Consider the following 24941-nt stretch of genomic DNA (forward strand, 5'->3'; position numbering starts at 1 on the left):
GCTCTTCTCGTAATTATGGTGCAACGTTATCAAAAAAACCTTCTAGCGCCTCAAGCTGCAGATCACCTGCTTCGAATGCGTTGAAGGTACGGCGAAACTCACTCGCTTGTTCATGTTCTTTTAGGTACCAACCCACATGCTTACGAGCGATGCGAGGGCCTAAAAACTCTCCATAAAATTCATGTAGAGCATGCACATGACCAAGCATGATGTCTTTCACTTCCGAAATCGGGAGTGTGTCCATCGTGGTACCGTTTTCCAAATAGTGTAGGATTTCGTTAAAAATCCAAGGACGTCCTTGGGCAGGTCGACCTATCATTAAAGCATCAGCGCCAGTGTACTCCAGCACAAACTTCGCTTTTTCCGGACTATCGATATCACCGTTAGCGATGACCGGAATAGATACTGCTTGTTTCGCTGCTTTAATGTGTTTGTATTCTGCCTCACCTTTGTACATACAAGCGCGTGTTCTTCCATGGAGGGCAAGAGCTTGTATGCCGCAGTCTTCGGCTATTTTAGCAATTTGGACACAGTTTCTATTGTCTGTATCCCAGCCTGTTCGCGTTTTCAACGTTACTGGAACGTCGACAGCATTTACCACAGCTTTCAGAATTTCTTCAATGAGTTCTGGATGCTGAAGTAGGGCTGAGCCCGCAAGCTTCTTATTCACTTTTTTGGCTGGACATCCCATGTTGATATCGATGATTTGCGCACCGTTATCCACATTAAATTGAGCAGCCTCGGCCATAAGCTGTGGATCTGCACCAGCGATTTGTACTGAACGAATGCCCGATTCGCCTTCATGTACCATACGCTGCTGAGACTTTGACGTTTTCCAAACTTTCGGATTGGAGGACATCATTTCACTGACTGCCATCCCCGCACCGTAGCGAAGACACAACTCACGGAATGGTCTATCCGTTACGCCAGCCATAGGAGCGACGATTAGATTGTTCTTAAGTTGATAATTTCCGATTTTCAAAAATGTCATCACAGTTCTGTACCAGCAAGGGCGCGCATTTTACGCATTTTTTCGCTGCGTGAAAAGACTAATATTTGAGCATTTACAATTTGTTTTTGTAATTCGCTTAAATTTCAGTCAATTAGCGCCCAAAGTCTTGTCTAGCCTTGCTTGCGACCTGAGATGCGACACCATTCTTGTTGTTCAATGATCGGATCAATGTGAAGTTCATCACGATAATAAGTCGCTACATCTTCCGCTTGTGTATCTAAAACACCCGACATCGCTAGTACACCATTTGGCTTAACTAGGCCTTTGATGATGCTTGAAAGGTCACGTAATGGACCTGCAAGAATGTTGGCAACCACAACGTCAGCTAGCAAACCTTCAGGTTGATCTTGTGGTAAGAATACGTCTAATTGGTCTGCCACGCCGTTGCGCTGTGCGTTGTCTTTTGAAGCCAGCAGAGCTTGAGGATCAATGTCGATCCCGATAACTCTTGCTGCGCCAAGTTTGATTGCAGCGATCGCAAGGATGCCAGAGCCACAACCGAAGTCGATTACGGTTTTTCCCGTTAGATCTAGGCCTTCAAGCCACTCAAGACACAATGCGGTGGTTGGGTGAGTACCCGTACCAAACGCTAGACCAGGGTCCAGCATGACGTTTACTGCGTCTGGTTCTGGGATATCACGCCAGCTAGGGCAAATCCAAAGACGCTCACCAAACTTCATTGGGTGGAAGTTATCCATCCATTCACGTTCCCAGTCTTTGTCTTCGATTTGCTCTACTTTATGAGCAAAGTCAGTAGGGAACATGTTGCTAGCTTTAATCTGTGCTAGGACGACACCTGTATCAGTCTCAGCGTCATAAAGCGCGAGAATGTCAGTATCACCCCAAAGGCGAGTTTCACCCGGCAGAGGCTCAAATACAGGGGTATCTTGTGCATCAAGGAAAGTTACGGAAAGAGCACCAGTCTCTTCCATTAACATGTCGCCGATCTGTTCGGCATTTTCATTGGTAGCATTAAGCTTGATTTGAATCCAAGGCATGGCTGCATCTTCTATATGAGAAAAATTGGATGGCGAGTCTAGCAGAAAATATGAGCAAATTCACCAAAACCCCATGGAATATAAAAGGGATTATCGATTGATTTTTTCGAGTGCTCTAAAAACAAAAAATGCCCACCGAAGTGAGCATTTTACCTGTTCTTAAAAGAACGAATGATAGAGGCTAGCTTCTATTGGAGACCAAGCTTCTTCTCAAGGTAGTGGATATTTGCACCACCATGTTGGAAGTTTTCGTCGTTCATAATAGCCAATTGAAGCTCAGTATTAACGTTAATGCCTTCAATAATCATCTCACCCAATGCGTTCTTCATACGAGCGATAGCAACATCACGGTTCTCACCGTAAGTGATCAGCTTACCAATCATTGAATCGTAGTGTGGTGGTACTGTGTAACCCGTATAGATATGAGATTCCCAACGTACACCCATGCCGCCTGGAGCGTGGAAGCGTTGAATCTTACCTGGTGAAGGTAGGAAACGAACAGGATCTTCCGCGTTGATGCGACATTCGATTGAGTGACCACGCAGCTTAATATCATCCTGTGTAAATGATAGAGGCTGACCTGCAGCAATACGCAGTTGCTCTTTCACTAGGTCTATACCTGTTACCATTTCAGTAATCGTGTGCTCAACCTGGATACGAGTGTTCATTTCGATGAAGTAGAACTCACCGTTCTCGTATAGGAATTCAAATGTACCTGCGCCACGGTAACCAATCTCAAGACATGCACGAGTACAGCGTTCGCCGATGTATTTACGCATCTCTTCAGTGATACCTGGGGCTGGTGCTTCTTCCACAACTTTCTGGTGACGACGCTGCATAGAACAGTCACGTTCACCTAGGTGGATAGCATTGCCTTGGCCATCTGCAAGTACTTGTACTTCAATGTGACGTGGGTTTTCTAGGAATTTCTCCATGTAAACCATATCGTTGTTGAAACAAGCTTTTGCTTCTGCACGAGTCATTGCGATAGCTTCTGTTAGTTCTGCTTCAGAACGAACAACACGCATACCACGACCGCCGCCACCGCCAGATGCTTTGATGATAACTGGGAAACCAATGCGCTTAGCGTGCGCTTTGTTTTTTGCATCGTCATCATCAAGAGGGCCATCAGAACCGGGTACACAAGGTACGCCAGCTTTCTTCATTGACGTGATAGCTGACACTTTGTCACCCATCATGCGAATGGTTTCAGCTTTAGGGCCAACGAAGATAAAACCACTGCGTTCTACCTGTTCTGCAAAGTCTGCATTTTCAGATAGGAAGCCGTAGCCTGGGTGGACAGCGACTGCACCCGTTACTTCAGCTGCGCTGATGATACGAGGAATGTTCAGGTAGCTATCGATACCACGAGCTGGACCGATACAAATGGTTTCGTCTGCAAGTAGTACATGCTTAAGATCACGGTCAGCAGTTGAGTGAACCGCTACCGTTTTAATACCAAGTTCTTTACATGCACGCAGAATACGTAGTGCAATTTCACCACGGTTCGCGATTACTAATTTATCTAACATAATGAGTGCTCTCTATTATTCGATAATTACTAGAGCTTGGTCGAATTCTACTGGCTGACCGTCTTCAACAAGGATTGCGGTTACCACACCAGATTTATCAGCTTCGATTTGGTTCATCATTTTCATTGCTTCAACGATACATAGCGTTTCGCCAGCAGTTACAGATTGACCAACCTTAACGAATGGTTTTGCATCTGGGCTTGGAGCGCCGTAGAAAGTACCAACCATTGGAGAAAGAACTTGGTGACCAGTTGGAACTGCAGGAGCCGCTGCTTCTGCTGCTACAGGTGCCGCCGCAGGAGCTGCTGCCGCTGCTACAGGAGCTGGAGCTGCTGCATATTGAATCGGTGCAACAGGTGCAGTACTGTTACGACTGATTCGTACTGACTCTTCACCTTCAGAGATTTCTAGCTCAGAAATACCAGACTCTTCAACCAATTCGATTAGCTTTTTGATTTTGCGAATATCCATTGTTTCTTTCTCTTTATCTGTTAATTGAACTTACTCTATGACTGAGTAGGTTAGTAATAGTTCGTTGTTTATGTTTACTTTGAGTTGAGCTTGCTGAGCGCAGCGGTCAAAGCAAATTGATAACCTTGAGCACCTAAGCCACAAATCACACCTTCTGCTTTATCAGATAGGTATGAGTGGTGACGGAATGGTTCACGTGCGTGAACATTCGATAGATGAACCTCAATAAATGGGATAGCTACACCAAGTAGTGCATCACGCAGTGCCACACTGGTATGTGTAAAGGCTGCTGGGTTGATAATAATGAAATCAACATTTTGATAAGCACTATGGATAGCCTCAATCAGCTCATACTCACGATTTGACTGTAAGTGAGATAGCTCAACATCGTGTGCTTTCGCTTGCTCTGTCAATGAGCTAATAATCTGGTCAAGTGTTTGAGAACCGTAGTGTGCAGGCTCTCTAAGGCCTAACAGGTTAAGGTTTGGGCCATTTAAAACTAGAATGCGAAACTTTGTAGACATCGTGGGGCTATCTTCCTTTATCGTGTTTACGAACGTGAATGTTGCCATTTTATTGAAAATTTGGGGTTAATTTCCAGTGAGAAAAACCCAAAATTAAAAATTAGAACCAGATTATAGCTAATTCAGCGCAAATCGCAGCAATTTACTGGTCTAATCTCCTATTGATACAACATGGAATTGTTACCAACTTAACAAAAAACCGTTGTATCCTTAATTTTGTGGGAGATATTTGAGATCAAGATCAGCCATAAAAAAACCGCCACATAGGTGACGGTTTAGGATGAGCCTGTTTTAAACGGTAATTAGCTCGTGTTGCTGGTTGATTATGCCAGTTCGGCTTTCTCTGCGATGAGCTTATCGACCACACTTGGATCTGCTAGTGTCGAAGTATCACCTAAGTTCCCCGTGTCGCCAGTGGCAATCTTACGCAAGATACGGCGCATAATTTTGCCTGAACGCGTTTTCGGTAACGAGTCGGTCCAGTGCAGGACATCGGGTGTTGCGATTGGGCCAATTTCTTTTCGTACCCAGTCTTTCACTTCTTTATGAAGCTCTGCGGTTGGGAACTCGCCATCATTCAGTGTGATGTAAGCATAAATTGCTTGGCCTTTAATATCATGAGGGATACCCACAATCGCAGCCTCAGCGATCTTATCGAATGCCACTAGAGCCGATTCAATCTCAGCGGTACCCATACGGTGACCTGATACGTTAAGTACATCATCGACACGACCAGTAATCCAGTAGTAGCCGTCTTCATCACGACGAGCACCGTCACTGGTGAAGTACATCCCTTTAAAAGTAGAGAAGTAAGTCTGTTCAAAACGGTCATGATCGCCATGAACGGTACGCATTTGACCTGGCCAAGAGTCCAGAATAACTAGGTTGCCGTCGGTTGCACCCTCAATGATATTACCCATGTTGTCAACCAACGCCGGTTGCACACCGAAGAATGGACGAGTTGCAGAGCCTGGTTTTAAGTCTGTTGCGCCCGGCAGTGGTGCAATCAAGATACCGCCCGTTTCTGTTTGCCACCATGTATCAACAATTGGCGATTGCTCATCACCGATTGTTTTGTAGTACCACTCCCACGCTTCAGGGTTAATAGGTTCACCCACTGACCCCATGATTCGTAAACTGTCACGAGAGGTGCCTTCAACGGCTTCATTACCTTTCGCCATTAATGCACGAATCGCGGTTGGCGCAGTATAAAGAATATTGACTTGGTGCTTATCAACCACTTCGCTCATACGACTGGTATTAGGGTAATTAGGCACACCTTCGAATAGGATTGTTTTTGCACCATTGGCTAGTGGTCCGTAAACAAGGTATGTGTGACCGGTAATCCAACCCACATCGGCAGTACACCAGAAAGTCTCGCCTTCTTGATAGTCGAATACGTATTTGAAGGTCATTGCTGCATAAACAAGGTAGCCACCTGTAGTGTGCATAACGCCTTTAGGTTTACCTGTTGAGCCTGACGTATAAAGAATGAATAGTGGATCTTCTGCGTTCATCTCTTCTGGTGGGCAATCTGTAGATACATTAGCAATAGCATCGTGCCACCACACATCGCGGTGTTCGTGCCATGCAACATCACCGCCAGTGCGTTTGAATACAACAACCTTCTCGATGTTTTTCACTTCAGGGTTAGTCAGTGCTTCGTCGACATTCTTCTTCAGTGGAACCGCACGGCCGCCACGCACGCCTTCATCGGCAGTGATAACGACTTTAGAGTTGGAATCGATAATACGACCGGACAGTGCTTCTGGTGAGAAACCGCCAAATACCACTGTGTGAACCGCACCGATACGGGTACATGCCAGCATGGCAACTGCAGCTTCTGGAACCATTGGCATGTATAAACAAACCACATCCCCTTTGCGTACGCCTTGCTCTTTTAAAGCATTAGAAAACAGGCACACTTCTTTGTGCAGTTCGTTGAAGGTTAGGGTTTTATCATCAGTAGGGTCATCGCCTTCCCAGATGATAGCAACCTCATCACCTCGTTCAGCAAGGTGACGGTCGATACAGTTAGCCGAAACGTTAAGCGTGCCATCTTCAAACCATCGAATATCAATGTGGCCAGGGTCGAAAGAAGTATTTTTTACCTGTGTGAAAGGCTTGATCCAATCAACGATTTTTCCGTGTTCACCCCAAAAGCCTTCAGGGTCAGAAACAGATTGCTGGTACATGGCTAGGTAAGTGTCATTATCCGCGTGTGTGGTTGATTTAATATTTTCTTTTACCGGATAAACGTGGGCTTCACTCATTGCATCTCTCCTTGTGCCTACATTCTAAATGAACTGGCAACTTCCTTTGTGTTCAGTTTTTAAGTCTATTACAGGACTGTCGTTGTGTTATCACTCTCGGCTAGGACGACGATTTCCACAATTAGACTTTAGGATGAGACGCCGCTTTTCACTTACAAAATAGCAAGTTAAGTTCATTTTTGAGATGTTGCTCTCTATGTGGAAAGCTTGCAGTTGAATTACGAATAAGAAGAGTTGAAGCGGGGCAAGTCGCCGTGCTTAAGGCGGACAAAGATCAGTGCTGCGGAGATAGCGTCTTGTAATGCATCATGTTTATTGACCGGGATAGGTAAATCGAGCTGGCGACAAATCGCATCCATGCTGAGGTCGAAATAAGCGTTGGGTAGCTGTCTTTCGAGTTTGTCTTGATAGAGTTGGCTCACTTCGACTAATCGGTTAGGCAGTGGAAATCCAAGCTGTTTTAAACAGGCACGATCGAGGATTTTCTTATCATAACGAATGTGATAGCCGACTAAAGGACGATTTCCGATGAAGTTTAGTAGCTCAATCAGGGCTTGTTTTTCTTCTAGACCGTGCTTTAAATCTTGGTGACGAATACGGTGAATCTTGATGGAATTGCAATCGAGCGATTGTGGCGCTCGAAGCCTAACTTCAAAAGGCTCACTGGTAATAATTCGATTGCCAATGATTTTTGTGGCGGCAATGGTGACTAATTCGGCCTGATTGGGGTCGAGGCTGGTGGTTTCACAATCTAAAGATACGTATTCATTATGGGCAGGCGCAACAAACAGAGGCTGATAAGGGGACCCTTTGAGTTTGTGGTGCCAGAAATAACGAACCAATCTATTCATCGCTCAATTGCCTCAATCTCTTATCTGATAATGATAGCCGAGCCATTGCTTGAACTTTTTGACCACATGCAGGCTATGGCGAAGCAGATCTCTATCTGCTCGCTCCATCAATTTAACGTTAATTTTATTGCTGCTGTGCTGTTGGGATAGTCGCTGAGATAACCGCCACTTAAAGAACTGCTTGAGTGCCTCGTTAAGGTTGTCAGCGGTGCTTTGTTCTAATACATTTTTATTGACGAGCTGTTCAATACGCTCAAAGGTGTTGTTTACGGTGACTCCATGCTCAAGGCTGAGTGCCCGAATACCATGGACTAGAGGAAAAATACCGCCTCGTTTGATATCGAGCCCTGACTTGGACTGTTTAACATTGCCAAACAAAGTGAGGGGAACCGAAAAGCTAAGGGCAGGGCGACAAAACTCAGTGAGGATTAACTCCTGTCCCAACATCAAATTACTCAGGTGCTGCTTGACCGGTTTTAAAAGTTCTCTGTTACCCGCAACGGCGTGTGCATCCGCCATGATAGCAATATCCATGACGGTTTCTGGCGTGGCTTTTCTTACCCAACTCGTGAGGGTTTGTTTCCATTCTTGCTGAGAGTGCACCCATTTAGGGTTGTTGACCATTACGTTGCCTGGGCACAGTGGGTAACCTAATTGTTGCAGAGTGTGGGTGAGCTCGTTCATGGCACTTTGGCATTGATGCCACTCCAAGCCATCTTGAATGATGAGCGCATTATCTTGATCGGTTTTGAGAATCTGCTCTCCACGGCCTTCTGACCCCAGAACAATTAGACAGCAGTGATTATGCAGCGCGGGTGGAATCGTGAGTTCAAAGGCTTTCTCAATTATCTGCTCGTTGACCGCTGAAATGAGCTCCATGATAAAGCGCGTGCGAATGCCATTACCGAGCAGGCTTTCGACCAATTGACGTTGTTTGTTGGAGGCCATTGCCAATTCTTCAACGCTGGTAGCTCGCGCAATACGTAAAGTGAGAACGTGTGAATGAGTGGAAAACGCACTAAGAATCTGAGTCATGTCCACCATACCAACTGCATTTAAACCATCACAAACCATCAACCTTTTTACGCGATTTCTGGTCATGGTAATCATGGCATTAAACAGGAAGTCACCTTGATTGACATTCATCACTGGAAAGGTCGCTATGTCACCAACAGGCGTATCCAGAGGGCGGTTATCTAACATTACAGCATGTAATAAATTGGTTCTTGTGACAATTCCATACGGTAAGGTACATGATGATCTAAAAGCTTTTTGATCATAATGTTCTAAATGAACCAAGGCCGAGTCCAGCCCTTGTTCTTTAAGGGTTTGAGTGACTTGGTTGATAGGTTGGTTTGGTTCAAGTATCAGTGGAGGGTGATAGATCGACTCGTCTACTTTGGTCAGTATGAACTCGGCAAGATTCTGTTGCTGTTGAGCGGCTTCAATTAGCGCTTTTCTTGTCGAAAGGTTGTTATCAAAGTATGCGGCAAACTGGCCATTGGCGTGGTACAGCTCGAGAAAGACATCGGTTGGTAGTAGGTAGCTTAAAGTATCTTCTAGCGCGATATATTGGTGTTTGGTATGCGCGTCGAATTGGCTGCGGACATCAAAAATATCGTCATTGGCATAGTGAGCATAGATCTCACCATCACTGCTTGCCCGCTCTTCGACTGCGCCTTTAATCAGAATATGCAGGTGACGACTTGGTTGGTCAGCTTCCAAAATCACCTCGTGCGCTCGGTAGTAAACCACATCCAATGACGAACGCAGTGTTAACTGCTCCGTATCGGACAGGCTATCGAAAGGTGGGTGCTGCATATTAAATTTATCAGGCATAAGCATCGAAACAATTGGGAGTCTTTACTTAGTCTGGCAAATTACCAGCGAAGCTCCAGACGACTTTAGTCTAAATGCGAGAATGGGTATCGATGAGAGTGAGATATTTCATTGAAATGCGACATTCAAACTAATTGAATATGGGAATACTATCCCAGTAATAATTCCCTTTTTCATCGTATGCGAGATAGGCATAATTAGTGCTGCCTTTTTCCGCACATTTTTATAGGTTATTTATGTTTAGCCCTTCCCCTTATGGCTGGATCTCTCAGTATTTTCTTGGTTTCTTTTTTGCGTATGGCGTGTACTTGCCATTTTGGGCATTGTGGTTTGAAGACCAGGGCGTGTCTGCTGGTGATATTGGCGTATTAATTGGTATCGGTTTTGCGACGCGTTGTGTTGCCAACCTAGTGATTACTCCACGAATCCATAAAGTGGAACATCTAATGCCAGCTCTGCGTTGTTTGAGCTTTGCAGCCTTATTGTTTGTCGGTTTCCATTTCTTTACTGGTGGTAGCTTCTTATTGATGTTGCTAGCCACAGTATTGTTCAATCTATGTTGTGGGCCGATCATTCCTCTTTCTGATGCGATGGCGAACCATTACAGCTGCTTGAAAATGCTCGACTACGGCCGTACTCGTTTGTGGGGGTCGATTGCTTTTATTGCAGGTTCAACCGTGGTTGGTTTCCTAGTGGCCAAATTTGGCACTGATATGATTCTGTATACGGCTCTTGCGGGTGTGCTGCTGTCATTAGTTTTAGCGATGAGAAATCCTAACGTGATGCCAGTGACGTTATCGGAACAACAAGCGGAACGACCTAAATTAGCTGAACTGTTGCGTGAATCATCTGTGGTTAAGTTTTTGGCTTTGATGGCACTGCTACAAGGTAGCCACGCCGCTTATTACAGCTTTAGTGCTATTTATTGGAAAGAAGCAGGGCATTCGGAAGCGGTTATTGGTTATTTGTGGAGTTTAGGTGTTGTCGCAGAAGTTGCGGTGTTTGCTTTAAGTAAGCGACTTTTCTCTGGTCTTACTCTTCGCACTCTGTTTGTGATTGCTGCATTCGGTGTGATGGCTCGTTGGGGTATTACAGCATCAACGACAGCGATTTTTGCACTGGTTATGGTGCAACTGCTGCACGGTGTGACGTTTGCGATGGCACACATCGCAGCGATTCAATACATCCAGTCTGAAGAACCGAATAAGATGGTCGCACTACAGGCTCTGTATAACGCGATTCCATTAGGTGCTTTTATCGCACTAATGACCACCTTTAGTGGTTGGGGCTACGAGCTTTGGGGCGCCAATATTTTCTGGGGTATGGCTGCTATGGGTGCACTTGCTCTATTCATTAAGTTGGATGAGAGAAGTTCAGTGGTTGAGATTAATCAATTAGATTCGGAACAGTCAGAATCTCAAAGCAAATGCTGATAATTAGAGTCTGAAGCACAGAATTTAAGCGATGCGATTGAGTTAATGCCCCATCCTTAGTTAAATAAAACCTCTCCCTTATGGAGAGGTTTTTTTATGGATGAAAAAGGGTTTTTAATGCAAGGATGGATAGTAATTCCAGTCTCTTTAGCCTACTTGGGTGTGTTATTTCTGATCGCTTGGTATGGAGACAGGCAGGTTCGTTGGCTATCGAGTTGGCGCCCGTGGATCTATAGCCTCTCAATTGCGGTGTATTGTACTTCGTGGACATTCTATGGAACGGTCGGGCAGGCCAGCAATAACCCTTGGTCCTTTTTACCCATTTATCTCGCGCCTATTTTGGTATTTACACTTGGGTGGCGGATCTTAGCGCGGCTGATACTCATTGCGAAACGTGAACATATCACCTCAATTGCTGACTTTATTGCGGCTCGTTATGGCAAATCTCAAGGGCTAGCGGTTGCCGTGACCATCATTGCTGTGGTCGGTATTCTTCCTTATATCGCATTACAACTTCGCGGTATTACCATGGGGTTAGATATTGTTGCCCCAAATCTGGCGGCTGATTTCGGCTATCAAGATTATCACGTGTCTTGGTTTGTGGTTGGTGCTTTGGCTATTTTTACGATGCTGTTTGGTACTCGGCACATCGATAACACAGAGCATCACCGTGGCATGATGATGGCGGTGGCATTTGAATCCATCGTTAAGCTCGCGGCTTTTTTAATTGTCGGTCTGTTTATTATTTATCTGGCGATGAGTAGCGATAAAATCGACCTACTTGATGTTGCAGCCTCCACCTATAAATCACCTAACATTCCGACCTTAATCATTCATACCGTTTTAACCATGCTGGCGATTGTTTGCTTACCTCGTCAGTTCCATACCATGGTTGTTGAGAACGAGCGCCCACAGGATTTACATACCGCTCGTTGGTTATTCCCGGTTTACCTAATCTTGATGGGGCTGTTTGTTCTGCCCATTGCTTGGGCGGGTCAGGGGTTACTCACCAACATGCCTGCCGATACTTATGTCATCAGTGTACCAATGGCTGAAGGAGCGAATCACATTGCCTTGTTAGCCTTTCTTGGCGGTACTTCAGCGGCCAGTGGTATGGTGATTGTTTCGACTATTGCACTAGCGATTATGGTGTCGAACGACTTAGTGATGCCATTGCTGCTGCGCCGGATGCGTTTGACTCAAAGAACCCATAAGCATTTTTCTGGCCTGTTATTGGTGATTCGTCGTGGGTTAATTCTACTGCTTTTACTTGGCGCTTGGGTGTTCTATCAGGCGCTAGATACGATCCATTCTTTGTCGGCGATCGGTTTTCTCTCCTTTGCTGCTATCGCGCAATTTGCACCGGCATTATTAGGTGGTTTGTATTGGCGTCCAGGTAATCGCAAAGGTGTCTATGTCGGTTTGTTAGTCGGGTCAGTCGTTTGGCTTATTACCTTGATGAGCCAAACCAGCATGTTGGCAGGTGATAGCGAAAGCAACCTATTGTTATGGATAATCACGCCACCCGAATTGCTCAGTAGCTGGGATATCAGTAGCTCAAACTGGGGTATTGTATTGAGTATTACGCTCAATACTTTGTGTTATACCGTGGTGTCAATGACGACCAGACCAAGCCTAAGTGAGCGCTTACAATCAGCGGCATTTGTTGGCACTCCGCTGCCTGAAAATGAAAATATAAGCCTCTATCAGAGCCGTGTCACGGTAGCTGAATTGGAGATGTTGGCGTCTCGTTTTGTCGGTCGTAAACGGGCAAAAAGTGCCTTACACAGTTACTGGCAACAACATGGTCAACCGCTACTTCCGAATCAACAAGCGCCTGCAAGTTTGATTCGACATGCAGAACGCGTGCTTGCGGGTGTGTTTGGTGCATCTTCAGCTAAGTTAGTACTTACTTCCGCTTTACAAGGCAGAAATATGCAGCTTGAAGAAGTGGCGACCATCGTTGATGAAGCCTCTGAGCTATATGACTTTAGTCGTGGCTTACTGCAAGGTGCAATCGAGCATATTGGCCAAGGTATTGCGGTGGTAGATAAACAGATGAGGCTGGTGGCATGGAATCAGCGCTATTTAGAATTGTTTGAATTTCCTGCGGGGTTGATTCAAGTCGGTCGACCAATCGCTGATGTCATTCGTCATAATGCTGAACAAGGTTTGTGTGGTCCAGGCGACCCAGAGGATCACGTTCGACGTCGTGTTTATCACCTTGAGCAAGGCACTCGACATACATCTTCTCGTATTCGTCCTGATGGTCGAGTCATTGAAGTTCAAGGTAACCCGATGCCAAGTGGTGGCTTCGTCATGAGTTTTACTGACATCACGGTATTTAGACAAGCCGAGCAAGCGCTGAAAGATGCCAATGAAAGTTTAGAATCAAGAGTCCATGAACGAACCCAAGAGCTCGAAAAACTTAACCATCGCTTAGTAAAAGCAACGCAAATATCTGATCAAGAATCACAATCTAAGAGTCGTTTTTTAGCAGCGGTTAGCCATGATTTAATGCAACCACTGAATGCTGCTCGTTTGTTTGCTTCTTCACTCTCTGAAGTGGCAAAGGAACAAGAGGTGAAGCAGCTTTCATCCCATATCGAAAGTGCACTTGGTGCTGCTGAGGACTTGATTGGTGATTTATTAGATATCTCTCGATTGGAGTCGGGAAAGTTAGAAACCAATGTTCATGCGATTGCCGTGCATGATGTTCTTATCCATTTGAATGCTGAATTTAGTGCTTTGGCGACACAACAAAAAATCCAGTTCAAGATGATCCCTTCATCTCTGTTTATTCATTCTGACCCCAAATTGTTAAGGCGTGTTATTCAGAACTTTTTGACCAATGCTTTTCGTTACAACCCGGAAGGGAAAGTAGTACTGGGTGCGAGACGAGTTAACGGCCAGGTGCGAATTGATGTGTGGGATAACGGAACGGGTATCGACGAAGATAAGCAGCAAGAGATCTTTGAAGAGTTTACTCGTGGTAGCCAAGTTCGTGCCGATCAAGGCTTGGGGTTAGGGCTCGCGATTTCTAAAGGCATCGCTCATGTTTTAGGTCACCAAATATCAATGCGATCATGGCCAGGGCAAGGCAGTGTTTTTTCTATCACCTTGGCTAGAGCCGAACACGTTACTCCAATTGTACAAGTTTCAGCGCCAATGGCGACCAGCGACATCGAACACCTGAAAATATTGTGTGTCGATAATGAGCGCGAGATTTTGGTCGGGATGGAGAACTTGATTGGTCGCTGGGGCTGTGAGGTTAAGACGGCCGTCGACTTAGTCGAAAGCTTGAAGTGTCTCGATGATGATTGGCATCCGGATGTAATTTTCTCTGATTATCGCCTCGATAATGGCCGAACGGGGCTGGAAGTTTTGCAACAGTGTCGTTTACGTCTTGGCGACTCTTTTGAAGGTGTCATCATCAGTGCTGATAGAACCGATGACATGTTGGCTGCGATAAAGGCTAACAGCTTCAGCTTTATTGCTAAGCCAGTGAAACCGCTAAAACTCAGAGCAGTCTTAAATCGGGTGAGTTAATTAGGAATAATAAGCTCTAATTCCTAATTAATGAACGGATGTAAAAAGGCCTCGGGTGAGGCCTTTTTTGTTTCAGTAAGGCTCGTTAATACCTATTTATTTACTAATTTAATAATTTGCTAACGAGCTAGCCCGCAATGCCGCCCTGCGTCAGTGTGCTTGGATCAAGCAGCTTGCTGAGTTCTTCTCGGCTTAGGTCTGTTTCTCGCTCTGCAACATCGAGGATCGGTAAACCTTCTTTATAGGCCTTCTTGGCAATATCTGCCGCTTTTAGGTAACCAATCACAGGGTTTAGCGCTGTGACTAAAATCGGATTCTTTGACAGTGCCAAATCGAGATTGTCTTGGCGTACAGCGAAGGAAACGATGGCTTTGTCTGCCAAGGCGACAGAACTATTTGCTAACAATTCAATACTTTCTAACACGTTATGAGCAATCACCGGCAACATCACATTCAGTTGGAAGTTACCAGATTGCCCAGCCAGCGTAATGGTGGTGTCATTTCCTATCACTTGCGCTGCAGCCATTGCTGCGGCTTCTGGAATCACTGGGTTTACTTTTCCAGGCATGATAGACGACCCTGGCTGTAGCGCCTGTAATTCAATCTCACCTAAGCCCGCCAACGGCCCGGAGTTCATCCAGCGAAGATCGTTTGAGATCTTCATGATCGCAACTGCTGCAGTTTTAAGCTGGCCAGACAATGCGACGATCGCATCTTGGCTGCTGAGGTTAAAAAAGAAGTTTTCACTCGAGGTAAAACTGATCTTTGTCGATTGAGAAAGGTTACTCGCAAATTTATCGGCAAAGCGCGGGTCAGCATTGATCCCTGTTCCTACCGCTGTGCCACCTTGAGCAAGTGCCTTGGTTGCTGGCAAACTGCTTTCAATGGCTTGCTTGGCATGCTCAATCTGAAACTTCCAACCACCTAGCTCTTGAGCAAAGGTAATTGGCATCGCATCCATTAGGTGAGTGCGGCCTGTCTTCACTACCTCAGCAAGCTCCTGTTGCTTGATAGTGAGAGCTTCAGCAAGGTGAGTTAGTGCTGGCAACAACTTGTTTTCTGCCATCAAAGCAACGCTCACTTGAATGGCGGTTGGTACCACATCGTTGCTGCTTTGGCCCATGTTGACGTGGTCATTCGGGTTCACGTCACCTTGTAAACTTCTTGAAGCGAGCGTTGCAATCACTTCATTGGCATTCATATTGGAGCTAGTGCCAGAGCCGGTTTGGTAGACATCGATTGGGAATTGATCGAGGTATTTACCATCAATGATCTCTTGGCTTGCTTCGGAAATCGCGTTGGCAATATCACCTTCCAATAAACCTAACTGAGCGTTGGTGTCAGCGGCGGCCTGCTTAATGAATGCTAGTGCTTGAATGAAGCTAATTGGCATTTTGTGTGAACTAAAAGCAAAGTTATCTGCTGCACGCTGAGTTTGTGCTTGGTATAGCGCATCGGCAGGGACTTTCACTTCTCCCATGCTGTCTTTCTCAATTCGATATTGTAGGGTCATCTTCTATCCTTGTTAGCCAAGTGGGGCTTGGACTTGTTGTAGTGTTTGGCTGAGATTCAAAAAACGCGCTTGGCCTTGAGGTAGCTGGCAGTAGTGGCGTTTCAGATAAAATAGCGGTGAGTGAATAGAGTCTAGGCAGATATGACGAAAGGCGAAACTGCGCTCAGGAGACTCAATCGCTTCAATTAAATGGAAGAAAACTTGGCGCAGGTAAAGCTCGCACAACAAGATGTTTTCTTGGGCGGCGTGTTTTTCATAGTAAGCAGAAAGCGTGAGTGCACACTCTATATACTCTCTAATCACAAAAGGCTCATGGCCTTGTACTTGTTCTAATGAAGCAAAGCGATCCTGTGCTTTGTAAAATCTCGAATAGAGACTTTGCTGTTCTTTCATCATAATCTGCATCTCTTTATTGGATGTTAATGATAATTATTATCAAATGAGATTTTAAAAACAACCCTTTGTTTATCTTTCTATAAAATGAAAAGAAAAAGCCGATACATGAATGCATCGGCTTTCTTGGAGTCAGTACCTAATCCCTACAATGTAAGCACTGATTCATTTTCTAAGTACTTCTTATCCTAGTCACTAAGTCGCGAGCTTCTTAGTGGTCGTGAGCTTCACCAGCACCTTTAGGATAACGGATAGACTCAACCATCTCTTGTACATCTTCAGGAACTTCAGCGGTCACTTTGTTCACTGCAATTGATACTACAAAGTTTAGACACATACCTAGCGTACCGATGCCTTCTGGGCTGATACCAAACCACCAGTTTTCCGGTGTGCTTGCTGCTGGGTTAATGAACTTGAAGTAGATGATGTAGCTTGCTGTGAAGGCAATACCTGACAACATACCTGCAATAGCGCCTTCCTTGTTCATCTTCTTGTAGAAGATACCTAGGATGATGGCAGGGAAGAAGGATGCTGCGGCTAGGCCGAAGGCAAACGCGACTACCTGTGCTACGAAGCCTGGTGGATTAATACCTAAGTAACCCGCGCCGACAATGGCGACCATAGCGGCTAAACGAGCGGCTAATAGCTCCTGCTTGTCGGTCATGTTTGGTCTGAAGCCTTTCTTCAATAAGTCATGTGAAATCGACGTTGAGATGACCAATAGTAGACCCGCGGCTGTTGATAGTGCGGCTGCTAGGCCACCAGCTGCAAGTAGTGCGACAACCCAGTTTGGTAGTTTTGCTAGCTCTGGAGAAGTCAGTACGATGATGTCACGGTTAATCTTCATCTCGTTACGTTCATCGCCCGAGTAGAACATTTTGCCATCGCCGTTCTTATCTTCCCAACCTACAAGGCCAGTGCTTTCCCAGTTTTTGTACCAGCTTGGTGCGTCTGCTGCTGCGACACCTTGCATGTCTGGGCCGTTAATGGTTTCGATCATGTTTACACGAGCGAATGCTGCAACGCCAGGTGCTGTTGTGTATAGCAATGAGATGAACAGTAGTGCCCAACCCGCTGAAATACGAGCATCACGTACTCTTGGCACAGTGAAGAAACGAATGATTACGTGTGGAAGACCTGCTGTACCTACCATTAGAGCCGCACAGATGAAGAATACATCTACCATGCTCTTGTTACCTTCGGTATAGGCGGTAAACCCGAGCTCTTCGGTTAGACCATCCAGTTTATCAAGTAGGTAAACGTCGGTGCCAGAGAGAGTTGAACCCATACCAACCTGTGGAAGCGGGTTACCTGTCATCATGATCGAAGTAAAAATAGCTGGAACAAGGAAGGCGAAAATGAGGACACAGAATTGAGCTACCTGCGTATAAGTGATGCCTTTCATGCCACCAAGTACTGCGTAGAAGAACACAATACCCATACCGATGATGATGCCGAGGTTAATGTCGACTTCTAGGAAACGTGAGAATACAACACCAACCCCACGCATTTGACCAGCAACGTATGTGAATGATACGAAGATTGCACAGAATACCGCTACCATACGTGCCGTTTTCGAGTAGTAACGTTCGCCGATGAAATCAGGAACCGTAAACTGACCGAATTTACGTAGATAAGGTGCTAAACATAGTGCAAGCAGTACGTAACCACCTGTCCAACCCATTAGGTAAACTGCACCGTCGTAACCAACAAATGAGATGATACCTGCCATTGAGATGAATGATGCTGCCGACATCCAGTCAGCCGCTGTCGCCATACCATTGGCTACTGGGTGTACACCGCCGCCGGCTACGTAGAACTCACTGGTTGACCCTGCACGAGCCCAGATTGCGATGCCGATATATACTGCAAAAGTAATACCGACGAGAATAAACGTCCAAGTTTGAATATCCATGTTCTAGCCTCTAGTCTTCCTGTACGTTGTATTTTTTGTCGAGCGCATTCATGCGAACAACGTAAATAAATATCAGCGCCACGAAGGTGTATATCGAACCTTGCTGAGCGAACCAAAAGCCTAGCTTGAACCCGCCAAACTGAACGGTATTGAGGGCATCCACAAATAAGATGCCAGCGCCGTAAGACACTGCAAACCAAACCGCGAGCAGTGTTCCCATAATTCCCAAGTTTTCCTTCCAGTAGGCTTGAGCATGTTCCGTAGATTCGAACGCCATTGCCTTCTCCTTTATTCCGTTTTCGTAGAAACCGTTTTTGTAAAATAGCCGTGTTAACGTAATGTTACGATTTAGAATGTAGCAAGGATAAGTCAAGGGATCTGTGCAACTTTAGTCTGGACGGTATTGAGACTAAAGTGCTGAAATATGGGGGCTAGAGGGCATAACCATAGAAAAGTGTGATGTTGCAATGTTGTTAAATTAGCCAAAGGTCTAACAAAATAGAGCGAATTAGAGTGCGAGTCATAAAATTTAACAACTAAATCACCGATAAATGGTATTTAGTCCTGCATATGACACGAAGCGAAACATAAGTTTGTTATAGTATCTAAGGCACTTTCACCGACCGTGCTCTGCTAAACGGCAGAAGATCAACAGGCTTAAAGCTCGGGTTTATTATTTGGGGGAACGAATTGGACGCAATAACTATCAACCACTTATTCTTAACTGGTGCTGTACTCATCGCCATCAGTGTACTCTTCTCGCAAGTGTCCTCTCGATTGGGCGTACCTATTCTTTTGATCTTCCTTTTCGTTGGCATGTTAGCCGGTGAAGATGGTCCCGGTGGCATCAATTTTGATGATTACTCTCTGACATACTTAGTGAGTAACTTGGCTCTTGCCGTGATCTTGCTAGATGGCGGTATGCGAACTAAGGTGGCGAGTTTCAAGGTTGCTTTTTGGCCATCGCTCTCCCTAGCAACGATAGGCGTGGCATGTACTGCAACCTTAACGGGCTTAATGGCCGCATGGCTGTTTGAGCTGTCACTGATGCAGGGGATTTTGGTTGGGGCCATTGTAGGCTCAACCGATGCTGCGGCGGTATTCTCTTTACTTAAAGGGCAAAGTCTCAATGAGCGTGTAGGCTCAACCCTAGAGATTGAATCGGGTACCAACGATCCAATGGCCGTCTTCCTTACGGTAACCCTAATCGCGCTGTTAGGTAACCCCGAACCTGAAATGGGAATGAATTTCCTACTGAAAAGTTTCGCAATGCAGTTTGGTATCGGCACCCTTGTAGGTATCGGTGGCGGCTGGGTTTTATGGAGCCTAATCAATCGAGTTAAGTTGGCTGATGGTCTCTACTCTATTTTGGTGCTGAGTGGTGGCGTAGCGCTGTTTGCGTTCTCCAACATGCTTGGCGGCAGCGGTATTTTATCTATTTACTTAGTGGGCTTGTTCATCGGAAATCGTCCGACTCGCTCTCGACACTCTATTCTCAATGTTCTTGATGGCATGACGTGGCTTAGCCAAATCGTGATGTTCTTAGTGTTAGGTTTGTTGGTGACACCATCGACACTAATGGACATTGCGATACCGGCGCTTGCGCTTGCTTTCGGTATGATTTTGTTTGCTCGTCCAATCTCTGTTTGGCTCGGTTTATTGCCGTTTCGACGTTTTACCACCAAAGAGCGCTGGTTTGTTTCTTGGGTGGGTTTACGCGGTGCAGTGCCGATCATCTTGGCGGTTTTCCCGATGATGGCAGGCCTGCAAAATGCTCAGTTGTATTTCAATATTGCCTTCTTCGTGGTTATGGTTTCGCTGATTGTTCAGGGCGGCAGCTTAATGAAAGTCGCTAGACTCGCGAAAGTGACCTTACCGCCAACGCCGACACCGATTTCTCGTACCGGCATTGAGATCTACCCTACCAGTGAGTGGGAGATGTTTGTCTATAAGTTGAAAGAGGACAAGTGGTGTATTGGCGAACCGCTTAAACGCTTGTCTATGCCTGAAGGGACGCGAATTACCGCGTTATTTAGAAAAGATGCTTTGCTCCACCCATCGGGCAGTACCGTGTTAGAGGCGAATGATATCTTATGTGTACTTGGGCAAGATAAAGACCTAGATAGCTTAAGCGAACTGTTCAGTGAGGCTCCTTTGGCTGAAGATACCGCTCGATTCTTTGGCGACTTCTTCTTAGATGTTGGGCTATCGGTCGCTGCCGTCAGTGATTGTTATGGTATAGAGTTGGGTTCCGAGCAGGAGCGAGAAATGACGCTAAAACAATTGGTTGTTCAAGAGCTTGGTGCACACCCTGTATTGGGCGATAACTTCAAGTGGAATGGCATTAATTGGGTGGTGGCAGAGATAAATGATTATAAAGTCGTCAAGTTGGGTTTATGTTTGCCCAAGACGACTTTAGGAAAGGATATTGACGAAGTTTAATTGTGGACTTCTTGTAGCAAGATAACTGCTTGAGTTCGGTTTTTCACATCCAATTTACGGAAGATGGCTGTCATATGTGCTTTGATGGTCGCTTCCGAAACATTTAGTTCATACGCGATTTGCTTGTTAAGTAAGCCGTCAGAAAGCATCCCCAATACTTTGTATTGCTGAGGTGTCAGTGTGGAAATCTTTTCTGCAAGGTCGGTGCAGGCAGCATTATTGGTGATCAGTCCTTCAGGGAAGAACGGGTCGCCATTGAGCACTTGATTGAGTGCACTCACTAATTCGCGCATATCACTCGATTTTGGAATAAAGCCAAAAGCACCATGACTCTTCACTTGGCTGACGACGCTCGCTTCTTCACTGGCTGAAATCACGACTATAGGTAAGTCGGGGTATTCTGCGCGCAGTTGAATCAAGCCTGACATCCCATTCGCACCGGGCATTTTAAGGTCGAGAAGCAACAGATCGGGTTCATCTTCTTTTTTTAGTAGAGTCAGTAAGGCATCGAGAGAATCAGCCTCAAGCAGGTTCGCACCACTGATCGCCATATGAACTGACTGAAATAGGGCGTTGCGAAAAAGAGGGTGGTCATCAGCAATGATGATGGTATAGGTCGAGTCCATGACGTTCATACTTTTAACAATTTAGTTAATATTTATTATCATCCTGATTGAGTATGTGGACAATATTTATGCATTAAAAGTCTGAACCATATCGACTTTTATTGCCAGAACAGGAATCCGTTGCTTTCATTAACAAAAAAGCCGAGCAACCATCCCACTTAGGGAGAAGTTTACTCGGCTTTCAGGTTTACTTTATATAACTGAATAGCTTAGAAGTGGTCAGTTATTGCTTTCGTTACTGCTTTAGCAAGGTTATAGCTGGTGGTCTTGCATGTGTTTTAAGAATACATCTGCAGGCATAAAGCCAGTGACACGAGCATTTGGAACATGGTTACCCTCGCCATCCCAGAACTCTATAGTTGGCAAACCGAGCACTTGTAATTGTTTAAGCAGTTCAATGTCTTGAGGCATGTTTCTCGTCACGTCAGCCTGAAGCAGGACGAAATCAGAAAGCTTGTTCTCAACATCAGCTCGGTGGAAGGTGTACTTCTCAAACTCTTTACATGCCACACACCAATCGGCGTAGAAATCGAGCATCACTGGCTTTCCGAGTTTCTTGGCTTCGATGATCTGGATTTCTAACTCTTCAACCGTGTTGACGCGTGCAAATTGGATTTGTTGTTCAACCACAACGCTCTTTTCTGCGAACCAGTAATTCAATGCTGGTTGCGCTGAAGCGAACAGGCCGAGCATCGCGATGATGCCCACTGCGCTCTGTTTCCAGTCGCCGAATGGCAGTGCATTCTTGCTGTGGTAAAGCCAACCAAAGGCGATGAAGCCAAGGCCAGACCAAAGCACGGTTGCCCACAACTCAGGGATAATACGCTCTAGTAGGAAGATAGGTGCAGCCAGCAAGATAAAGCCAAATACTACCTTCACCTTGTCCATCCAGCTACCCGCTTTCGGCAGCAGCTTATTACCAAACACCGCAACCAAGATCAGTGGGATACCCATACCCATCGCTAAGGCATACAGAGCAATCGCACCCGTTAATAGGTCACCACTTTGAGCGACATACAGCAGCGCACCTGACAATGGAGCCGTGGTACAAGGTGAACACACCAAGCCAGAGATAGCACCCATCGCGAACACGCCCAAGGTATTACCACCTTGTTGCTTGTTACTTTGGTTGTTGAGCCAGGTTTGGATGCTGCTTGGCAGTTGCAGGTTATAAACGCCAAACATCGACATCGCTAAAGCCACGAACAGAACGCTTAGCGCGATTAGCACATAGGGGTGTTGCATGGCAGCTTGGAACTGCATACCCGCAGAGGCAACCACTAGACCTAATAAGGTGTAGGTTAACGCCATACCTTGCACATAGATGAAGGACAGCATCAGTGCACGGCCTTGGCTGAGCTTGCCACCACCTAATACGATACCCGTTAGAATTGGGTACATCGGCAGAACACACGGTGTAAAGGCTAAGCCAACACCAAGTGCTAAGAATAATAATGGCGTCCACCAACTGTCACCGAGCTTATCGGCTAGGCTCGCTTCTTTTGAAACGGGTGCGCTTGATTGTGGAGTGGTGTTATTGGCAACGTCTGCTTTTGGAGAAGCCTGTTGCATTGAAGCATCGGCCTCATTGTTAACAGCCGATGACTCTTGCGACACGGCATTGGCTTGAGAGTCGCTTGAACCTGAAGCCGTAAATGGCTCAATGTCGATGATTCGAGTTTCGGGTGGATAGCAGAAACCCGCATCCGCACAGCCTTGATACTTAACGACCAGCTTTGAGCCATCTTGGTAACTCTGTAGAGGAACTTGCACGAATAACGGCTGAGTATAAATGCTCACCTCACCGAAGAATTCATCTTGGTGTGGTTGGCCATCTTCCATTTCAACATTGCCGATAGCGAGATTCTGGCCAGTGAACGATAGGCTGTGTTGATAGAGGTAGTAGCCCTCTTTTACTTGCCAGTCTAGAAGGACCTTACCGTCTTGCTGGTAGTAATTGAAAGGGAAAGCCTGGTCTACAGGGACAAAACCGTTGTTATTGCCTCCGAAGCTTGGCTCGGCGTTGTTGTTTCCAAAAAGCGCCCACGCAGGCTGGGTGTACAGGGAAACACAAACAAAAAGTAATGTGGCAAGTCGTCGCATACTATTTAGTCATCAAAATGGAGTTGAAGGTATCTTAACTCAATCAGACCGTAATAGTTTGTGATTAGTTTCATCGACCAGCAAATATCCGCTAGGGCGGGTGAGCCACTTTTTTAGGCTGTCGAGAGAGGGTTAGCTGCGCAACTGCAGTAACAGCCCTTGCCAATAAGACATTTAGGCAACACCTAAGCGTGCTCTTACTACTTGTTCACAAGCATCAATGTTCATCGTGTCTTTCGGGATAATTAGCACGGTGTCATTGCCGCCAACCGTACCGATAATCTCGGTATGTGGGTCGATATCGACTAATCTTGCGACCAACTGTGCGCAGCCAGGGTTTGTTTTTACGATCACCATCGCTTGGTTGTGAGTAATTAATTCGATTTGTGATGAGATTGAGGCATCGACACGCACAGGCGCGCTTTCAACCGTGATGCAGTAAACCTTTTTACCACAGGCATTCTGAATTTTGACAACGCCAAGCTGTGACAAAATGCGAGAGACGGTCGATTGGCTGATACCTGTATAGCCAATGTCGACCAGTTTCTCGCGCAGTTGGTTCTGGGTCGAGAAGCTTTGTTGTTGTAGTAAGCGTTTGCACGCGGCAGTCAGTGTTTTATCTTCAGCTGAATACAAGCAACCGTGCTCAGTGATTTCGTTCATGAACAACTCCTTAAGGTCAAACTGTGGATATCGCTTGTCCATAGCGCTGAGCGCACTCCCAAAGCCGTAGAGTACGATGATTAATTAGGCTTACCGATGAATCCCGAAGTAGAGAAGGAAGGGTATGCGAGATGTATGATCATCTATACATTGAGTCTACCACTAAAGAATAGTTATCTTTTTGAAGGTGATCACCAAACAAAATTCTGGTTAATTGCTTTTTTTGTGGGGTTTTATTCTTTGACTAAATGGATATTTATTCCGTGTTGGGAATAAATATCCATAAACTTTAAATGGTTTTTGTTGCGGAGGTAGTAGCGCTAAGGGTTAGCGAATTTCACTCATGATCTCGCGAGAGAATACTTTTTCACAATAGTGACATTTTAGCTGTACGTTTTCGTGTTTTAGCTGCACTTTAAAGCTACTTTCGACAGGTTCACCGTGTGAAATACAGTTGCTATTTGGGCAGGCGAACACACTGTTGATTTGTTCTGGCAGAACAAGTGTGAGCTTGTTGACCACTTTGTACTCTTCAATCTGATTCACAGTCGCTTGTGGAGCGTACAGAGCCAATTGATTGGCTTGTTCCTTGGTCAGAAAGATGTTCTCAATCTTGATTAGGTCTTTGTTGCCGAGCGCTGATGATGGCAGATTTAACCCCATGGTGATGCGTTGCTCTGTTTTATGCAGCTTGAACAGTTTGAGAATTTTAATCCCAAGATGAGCAGGGATGTGGTCAATCACGCTGCCGTTACGGATCGCTTCTACTTGTAGCTGAGTTTGTTTAACCATGACTGTATCTCC

19 protein-coding genes are annotated in these 24941 nt (G+C 45.7%); 3 read left to right on the forward strand and 16 right to left on the reverse strand.

Annotated features, from left to right (window positions below; all coding sequences use genetic code 11):
* Positions 1-13: 13 nt before the first annotated feature.
* The 8 genes from dusB to OCW38_RS00915 form a co-directional block, all read right to left on the reverse strand.
* Positions 14-982: a tRNA dihydrouridine synthase DusB gene (gene dusB, locus OCW38_RS00880; protein WP_261895625.1), complete on the reverse strand. Its 969-nt coding sequence runs from the start codon at positions 980-982 to the stop codon at positions 14-16.
* A 140-nt stretch (positions 983-1122) separates the two neighbouring features.
* Positions 1123-2010, reverse strand: coding sequence for a 50S ribosomal protein L11 methyltransferase (gene prmA, locus OCW38_RS00885; protein WP_010435498.1), 888 nt, complete (start codon positions 2008-2010; stop codon positions 1123-1125).
* Positions 2011-2198: 188 nt separating this feature from the next.
* Positions 2199-3542 (reverse strand): acetyl-CoA carboxylase biotin carboxylase subunit, encoded by a 1344-nt coding sequence (accC, locus tag OCW38_RS00890; protein WP_010435495.1) that lies wholly within the window; start codon positions 3540-3542, stop codon positions 2199-2201.
* 15 nt (positions 3543-3557) lie between these two features.
* The gene (gene accB, locus OCW38_RS00895; RefSeq protein WP_016769213.1) at positions 3558-4013 is read right to left on the reverse strand and encodes an acetyl-CoA carboxylase biotin carboxyl carrier protein; all 456 of its coding nucleotides are present in this window, start codon (positions 4011-4013) and stop codon (positions 3558-3560) included.
* A gap of 74 nt (positions 4014-4087) precedes the next feature.
* On the reverse strand, positions 4088-4537 hold the full coding sequence (aroQ, locus tag OCW38_RS00900; protein WP_010435475.1) for a type II 3-dehydroquinate dehydratase: 450 nt from the start codon (positions 4535-4537) through the stop codon (positions 4088-4090).
* 323 nt (positions 4538-4860) lie between these two features.
* Positions 4861-6810, reverse strand: coding sequence for an acetate--CoA ligase (gene acs, locus OCW38_RS00905; protein WP_261894777.1), 1950 nt, complete (start codon positions 6808-6810; stop codon positions 4861-4863).
* A gap of 218 nt (positions 6811-7028) precedes the next feature.
* Positions 7029-7661 carry a 3'-5' exonuclease gene (locus OCW38_RS00910; RefSeq protein ID WP_010435468.1) on the reverse strand — a complete coding sequence of 211 codons (633 nt, stop codon included), beginning with the start codon at positions 7659-7661 and terminating at the stop codon, positions 7029-7031.
* Positions 7662-7673: 12 nt separating this feature from the next.
* On the reverse strand, positions 7674-9506 hold the full coding sequence (locus tag OCW38_RS00915; RefSeq protein ID WP_016787678.1) for a DUF294 nucleotidyltransferase-like domain-containing protein: 1833 nt from the start codon (positions 9504-9506) through the stop codon (positions 7674-7676).
* A 230-nt stretch (positions 9507-9736) separates the two neighbouring features.
* Here OCW38_RS00915 and OCW38_RS00920 point away from each other — a divergent pair, with 230 nt between their 5' ends.
* Positions 9737-10933, forward strand: a complete 1197-nt coding sequence (locus OCW38_RS00920) for a 3-phenylpropionate MFS transporter (protein WP_261894781.1) — start codon at positions 9737-9739, stop codon at positions 10931-10933.
* Between the two features lie 117 nt (positions 10934-11050).
* On the forward strand, positions 11051-14482 hold the full coding sequence (locus OCW38_RS00925) for a hybrid sensor histidine kinase/response regulator (RefSeq protein WP_261894783.1): 3432 nt from the start codon (positions 11051-11053) through the stop codon (positions 14480-14482).
* 127 nt (positions 14483-14609) lie between these two features.
* Here the strand turns inward: OCW38_RS00925 and OCW38_RS00930 are convergent, their stop codons facing one another.
* From OCW38_RS00930 to OCW38_RS00945, 4 genes are all read right to left on the reverse strand, one after another.
* A complete protein-coding gene (locus OCW38_RS00930; RefSeq protein WP_261894786.1) occupies positions 14610-15995 on the reverse strand; it encodes a class II fumarate hydratase in 1386 nt (461 codons plus the stop codon).
* Positions 15996-16007: 12 nt separating this feature from the next.
* On the reverse strand, positions 16008-16391 hold the full coding sequence (locus OCW38_RS00935; RefSeq protein ID WP_010435452.1) for a hypothetical protein: 384 nt from the start codon (positions 16389-16391) through the stop codon (positions 16008-16010).
* A gap of 208 nt (positions 16392-16599) precedes the next feature.
* Positions 16600-18303 (reverse strand): sodium:solute symporter family protein, encoded by a 1704-nt coding sequence (locus tag OCW38_RS00940; protein WP_261894788.1) that lies wholly within the window; start codon positions 18301-18303, stop codon positions 16600-16602.
* Between the two features lie 10 nt (positions 18304-18313).
* Positions 18314-18580: a DUF4212 domain-containing protein gene (locus tag OCW38_RS00945; protein WP_010435433.1), complete on the reverse strand. Its 267-nt coding sequence runs from the start codon at positions 18578-18580 to the stop codon at positions 18314-18316.
* 413 nt (positions 18581-18993) lie between these two features.
* Here OCW38_RS00945 and OCW38_RS00950 point away from each other — a divergent pair, with 413 nt between their 5' ends.
* The gene (locus tag OCW38_RS00950) at positions 18994-20745 is read left to right on the forward strand and encodes a potassium/proton antiporter (RefSeq protein WP_261894790.1); all 1752 of its coding nucleotides are present in this window, start codon (positions 18994-18996) and stop codon (positions 20743-20745) included.
* On the opposite strand, the gene OCW38_RS00955 is transcribed toward OCW38_RS00950, so the two are convergent.
* From OCW38_RS00955 to pyrI, 4 genes are all read right to left on the reverse strand, one after another.
* Positions 20742-21371 carry a response regulator gene (locus OCW38_RS00955; protein WP_016767965.1) on the reverse strand — a complete coding sequence of 210 codons (630 nt, stop codon included), beginning with the start codon at positions 21369-21371 and terminating at the stop codon, positions 20742-20744. The two genes, OCW38_RS00950 and OCW38_RS00955, sit on opposite strands and share 4 nt — an antisense overlap.
* Positions 21372-21623: 252 nt before the next feature.
* Positions 21624-23474 (reverse strand): protein-disulfide reductase DsbD, encoded by a 1851-nt coding sequence (locus OCW38_RS00960; protein ID WP_261894792.1) that lies wholly within the window; start codon positions 23472-23474, stop codon positions 21624-21626.
* A gap of 174 nt (positions 23475-23648) precedes the next feature.
* On the reverse strand, positions 23649-24137 hold the full coding sequence (locus tag OCW38_RS00965; protein WP_010435410.1) for an arginine repressor: 489 nt from the start codon (positions 24135-24137) through the stop codon (positions 23649-23651).
* A 327-nt stretch (positions 24138-24464) separates the two neighbouring features.
* Positions 24465-24929 carry an aspartate carbamoyltransferase regulatory subunit gene (gene pyrI / locus OCW38_RS00970; protein ID WP_004729721.1) on the reverse strand — a complete coding sequence of 155 codons (465 nt, stop codon included), beginning with the start codon at positions 24927-24929 and terminating at the stop codon, positions 24465-24467.
* Positions 24930-24941 lie beyond the last annotated feature (12 nt).

The organism is Vibrio cyclitrophicus, from assembly GCF_024347435.1.
Classification (GTDB): Bacteria; Pseudomonadota; Gammaproteobacteria; order Enterobacterales; family Vibrionaceae; genus Vibrio; species Vibrio cyclitrophicus.